The sequence below is a fragment of the Corallococcus llansteffanensis genome (genome assembly GCF_003612055.1).
Lineage (GTDB): Bacteria > Myxococcota > Myxococcia > Myxococcales > Myxococcaceae > Corallococcus > Corallococcus llansteffanensis.
In genome coordinates this window covers 1-5,023 of sequence record NZ_RAWB01000663.1, presented here as the reverse complement: position 1 = coordinate 5,023, position 5,023 = coordinate 1, and the positions used below count along the sequence as shown (strand labels likewise).

The 5,023-nt window shown below is 71.8% G+C and carries 3 protein-coding genes; 2 read left to right on the top strand and 1 reads right to left on the bottom strand.

Annotated elements, in window-relative coordinates; genetic code table 11:
- The first annotated feature begins 110 nt into the window (after positions 1-110).
- Both D7V93_RS37600 and D7V93_RS37595 read left to right on the top strand, forming a co-directional pair.
- On the top strand, positions 111-2,714 hold the full coding sequence (locus D7V93_RS37600; RefSeq protein WP_120647913.1) for a M16 family metallopeptidase: 2,604 nt from the start codon (positions 111-113) through the stop codon (positions 2,712-2,714).
- Positions 2,715-2,777: 63 nt separating this feature from the next.
- Positions 2,778-3,644 carry a 50S ribosomal protein L11 methyltransferase gene (locus D7V93_RS37595; RefSeq protein ID WP_120647912.1) on the top strand — a complete coding sequence of 289 codons (867 nt, stop codon included), beginning with the start codon at positions 2,778-2,780 and terminating at the stop codon, positions 3,642-3,644.
- 264 nt (positions 3,645-3,908) lie between these two features.
- Here the strand turns inward: D7V93_RS37595 and D7V93_RS37590 are convergent, their stop codons facing one another.
- Positions 3,909-4,904 (bottom strand): asparaginase, encoded by a 996-nt coding sequence (locus tag D7V93_RS37590; RefSeq protein WP_120647911.1) that lies wholly within the window; start codon positions 4,902-4,904, stop codon positions 3,909-3,911.
- Positions 4,905-5,023: the final 119 nt, after the last annotated feature.

The window sequence follows — 5,023 nt, the reverse complement described above, 5'->3', positions numbered from 1 at the left end:
GTCCGCTCGACGCGGGAGGGGCAGGACGTTAGCCAATGGGGCAAACATCACACCTCGCACACCTCGCCTTGCCTCCCAGGGGGGGGCGGTGACAGCTTCGGACGCTCCCTATGGCCATTCGCTACGCCCTGCCCAACGGTCTCACCGTCGTCTTCGAAGAGCAGCACGCCGCCAAGGTCGCGGCCTTCCAGGTCTGGGTCAAGGCCGGCAGCGCGGACGAGCGTCCGGACCAGGCAGGACTCGCCCACCTGCACGAGCACATGCTCTTCAAGGGCACCGAGCGGCGCGGCCCCGGTGAGATTGCCCGCGACATCGAGGCGCACGGAGGGGAGATCAACGCCTGGACGTCGTTCGACCAGACGGTCTACCACATCGTCATCGCCAGCCAGTTCGCCCGCACGGGCCTGGACATCCTGGGGGACGCGGTGCGCCGCTCCGCGTTCGACAAGGACGAGCTGGCGCGCGAAATCGAGGTCGTGTGCGAGGAGATCAAGCGCAGCTCCGACTCGCCGTCGCGTCGGGCCTCGCGCGCGCTGTTCTCCACCGCGTTCCAGACGCACCCCTACCGGCTGCCCGTCATCGGCACCGAGGAGAGCGTGCGCAGCTTCACCCGCGAGAAGGTGCTGGAGTTCTACCACCGGCACTACACGCCCCAGAACCTGGTGCTGTCGGTGGCGGGCGACCTGCGCGAGCCAGAGCTGCGCCAGTGGGTGGAGGAGATCTTCGGCGGTGACTGGGGCCGGCCCTACGCGGGCCCGGTGCCGCGTCCCCTCGACCCCGCTCCCACCGGCCGGCGCGTCGTCGTGCAGGCCGAGGACGTGAAGGAGGCCTACCTGCACCTGGCCTTCGCCATCCCCCGGTTGGAGCACCCGGACGTGCCCGCGCTGGACGTGCTGGCGATGATCGCCGGTCAGGGGGATTCGTCGTGGCTGGTGCGCGAGGTGAAGCGCCGGCAGCACCTGGTCAACGACGTGCACGCCTCCGCGTACACGCCCAAGGACCCCGGCATCTTCTCCGTGAGCCTCACGCTGCCGCCCGCGCAGGCGCTCAAGGCGCTCACGCAGACGGCGCGCGTGCTGGAGGCGATGCGCGCCACGGCCGTGTCGGAGGAGGAACTGCGCACGGTCAAGGCGGTGCTGGAGGCGGAGGCCATCTTCCGCAAGGAGACGGTGCAGGGCACCGCGCGCAACCAGGGCTCGTACCAGACGAGCCCCGGCGGCCTGGAGTCCGAGGCCCGCTACATGGAGGACATCCGCGGCCTCAAGCCGGAGGACCTGCGCCGCGTGGCGGAGAAGTACCTGCGGCTGGAGCACGCCGTCGTCACCGCGCTCGTGCCCGCGTCCGCGGAGATGACGGAGGCCCAGGTGCACGCGGCGCTGGACGAGGCCGCCAAGGGTCCCGTGCTGCTGCCCCCGGAGCGCACCGCCCGTCAGGCGCCGCCCGAGGCCCCGGCGCGTCCGGCCCGCAGCACGGTGGGCGCCGCGCGCTCGGAGGTGTTCCAGGAGAAGCTGCCCTCCGGCGCGACGCTGGTGGTGCGCGTGGAGCCCCACGTGCCGCTGTTCGCGATGCGCGCGGCCTTCTCCGGCGGCGTGCGCTACGAGACGCCCGCCGACAACGGCATCACCACGCTGCTCAGCCGCACCCTCACGCGGGGCACTCCCACGCTCAGCGCGGATGATGTCTCGCAGTTGGGGGACCTGTACGCGGGCAGCCTGAGCGCGCAGGGCGGCCGCAACTCCGTGAGCCTGCGGGCGGAGTTCCTGTCGCGCTACTTCGAGCCGGGCTTCCGGCTGTTCGCCGACTGCCTGCTCAACCCCGCCTTCCGCGAGGAGGAGGTGGCCCGCGAGCGCGCGCTCCTGCTCCAGGACATCCTCACCCGCGAGGACAAGCCGTCCGGCGTGGCGTTCGAGCTGTTCTCGAAGACGATGTTCCGCGAGCACCCGTACCGGCTGTCGCTCGCGGGCGAGCAGGCGTCGGTGGAGAAGCTGGGGCCGGACCAGCTGCGGGCCTATCACCGGGCGCATATGGATCCGTCGCAGATGACGCTCAGCGTGGTGGGCGACGTGCGCGTGGAGGAGGTGCTGGCGCTGGCGCGCGAGTATTTCGGCAAGTCGCGCGGCGGCGCGGTGCCCCCGAAGCAGGTGGTGCCCGAGGCGCCCCCCGAGTCCCCGCGCGTGGAGAAGAAGGTGCTCGCGCGCGCACAGACGCACCTGGTGATGGGCTTCCAGGCCGCGCGGCTGACGGACCCGTGGCGCATCCCGCTGGACGTGCTGTCCACGGTGCTGTCGGGCCAGGGCGGGCGGCTCTTCGTCGAGCTGCGCGACAAGCGCTCCATGGCCTACAGCGTGAGCAGCTTCGCGATGGACGGGTTGGACCCCGGCTACTTCGCCGTCTACATGGGCACGAGCCCGGAGAAGGTGGACGCGGCGCTGGCGGGCATGCGCGCGGAGCTGGAGCGCATCCGCGACGAGCCGATCCCGGAGGCGGAGCTGGAGCGCGCCAAGCAGCACATCATCGGCTCGTATGAGATCGACCTGCAGCGCAACAGCTCGCGCGCGATGCTGCTGGCGCTGGACACCTGCTACGGCGTGGGGCTGGAGAACTTCCTGCACTACTCCGAGCACGTGGCGAAGGTGACGGCGGCGGACGTGCAGGCGGTGGCCCGGCGGGTCATCGACTTCAACCGCATGGCCATGGCCGTCGTCGGGCCGTGACAGTCAGGTGGGGAGGCGCCGACGGCGCTTCCCCATCGCACCGGCTGGGGTAGAAGGGGCGCCATGTCCCAGACCTACTTGTCACTCACCGTGGATATCGCGGAGGAAGCGTCCGAGATCCTCCAGGACCTCCTCCACGAGGCCGGCGCCCTGGGCCTGGAGGTCCGCGACCACGAGATGCCCATCATGCCGGGCATGCGCATCCCCGCCACGGGGGAGTCCATCGTCGTCGCCTACTTCGAGGACCGCGCCGCCGCGGAGGCCGCCCGCGACGAGGTGGTGGAGTCCCACCCCAAGGCGCGCGTGACCCTGGACGAGCAGCCCCAGCAGGACTGGAGCAATGAGTGGAAGTCGCTCATCAAGTCCGTGCAGGTGGGCCGCCTCTGGGTGGGCCCGCCCTGGGAGGCGGAGAGCGCGCCCCAGGACAAGGTGCGCATCGTCATTGAACCGAAGATGGCCTTCGGCACGGGGGACCACCCCACCACGTCGCTGTGCCTCGCGGCGGTGGACGACTTCATGACCACGCACCCGGGCGCGAGCGTGCTGGACGTGGGCACCGGCACGGGCGTGCTCGCCATCGCCGCGAAGAAGCTGGGCGCGGGCACCGTCGTCGGCACCGACAACGACCCCGTCTGCGTGGAGCTGGCGCGGGAGAACTGCACCGACAACGCGACGCCGGACCTGGACATCTCCGAGCGTGAGTTGACGCAGGTGCCGGGCACCTTCGACCTGGTGCTCGCCAACATCCTGGCCAACACGCTGATTGAACTGGCGCCCCTCATCGTCGCCAAGGCAAAGGACCGGCTGGTGCTGGCCGGCGTGCTCGCGCACCAGCGCGTGGACGTGGAGGCCGCGTTCCGGAAGCTCGGGTGCACGGTGCTCGCGGGCGCGCAGCAGGGCGAGTGGGTGCGCATCGACTTGAAGCGCTGACGGACGCCAGAAACAAAGGGGGGTCGGGCCGCGAACCGTCGTCCGCCAACCCGACCCCATCCTTGGACTCGCGAGGCTTTCCCCCTGTACCTCAGGTCCTCGCGACTCCCGCCGTGTGCCGGGAGTCATTGCAGTCCGCGTGCCTGCCCTTCGCCTCTCCCAGGCCCGGGGTGCAGGGGCCCCGGGTTGTAGCGGGACGGGTTACGGGCAGCCCGGCGCGTGTGACCTTCCGCGCTACAGCGCCCGTCCCGGGCTTCAGGGGCTTCAGGCGAAGCCGAGCTCTCCGACCGCGCGCAGGGTGCCCGTCACTTCACCCCGGGTGTTGAGCAGGCGCGGCTCCGCGTGGTGTTCCAGCCCCGCCAGGGACAGCGCGATGCCCTGCTGCGCGGCCACGGCCTGGAGCACCGCGAGGAGCGCGGGCGCGGCGCACCTCGCGTCGCCGTCCTCCACCTTGAGGGCCACGCCCAGCCGGGCGCGGGGCAGCGCGGCGCAGTAGACGCCTTCCGCGCCAATCTTCACCACGACCTCGCCCCGGAAGGCCATCAGCAGGTCGGTGCACGCGCGCCCCTTGCCTCCCACGAGCTCCGGGTGCGCCAGCATCGCCTCGCGCAGGCGGCGCGCGGACGGCTCTTCGGAGATGCCGAAGCGGGCCCACGCCGTGGCCATGGCGCGCAGGGGCAGGGCCAGGGCCACCGCGAGGCAGCCGTCCACGCCCTTCACGAACGCGTCGCGCGGCAGGCCCGTCCACTTCGCCACCTCGTCGTGGATGCGCTCCTGCACCGGGTGGCCGGCGCTGGCGTAGCCCCGCGGGTCCCACCCGTGGTGACGGGCGAGCGCGAGCATGCCGGCGTGCTTGCCGGAGCAGTTGTTCCACCTGGGCGTGAGCACCACGCCCGTGCGCAGCGCCTCCTCCGCGACCGTGGGCGACAGCGGCGGATGCGGGCCGCACGCGAGCTGGTGCTCCTCGCAGCCGCACGCGCGCAGCATCTGCATCGCGAGCGCGCGGTGCACGGGTTCGCTGGAGTGGGACGCGCACGCCAGCGCCAGCTCGCGCGGGCCGAAGCCGTAGCGGTCCGCCGCGCCGTCCTGCACCAGGGGCAGCGACTGGAAGGGCTTGGCCGCCGAGCGCCAGAAGGTGACGCGGTCCGGGTCGCCCGACGCCGCGACGAGCGTGCCCTCCGCGTCCACCACCGCGGCGGAGACGACGTGGAACGATTCGACGAAGCCGGAGCGGGTGGACTCGATGGTGAAGGTGGACATGGGCGTCGCGGGCCATAACAGGAGCGTCGGCCGCGTGTCCCTTGTGTCCGGGCGGGGCCTGCTGAATCCTTCGCGCCCCTCCTCCAAGGAAGTCGCCGTGGTCCGCCTCTTCGTCCCCC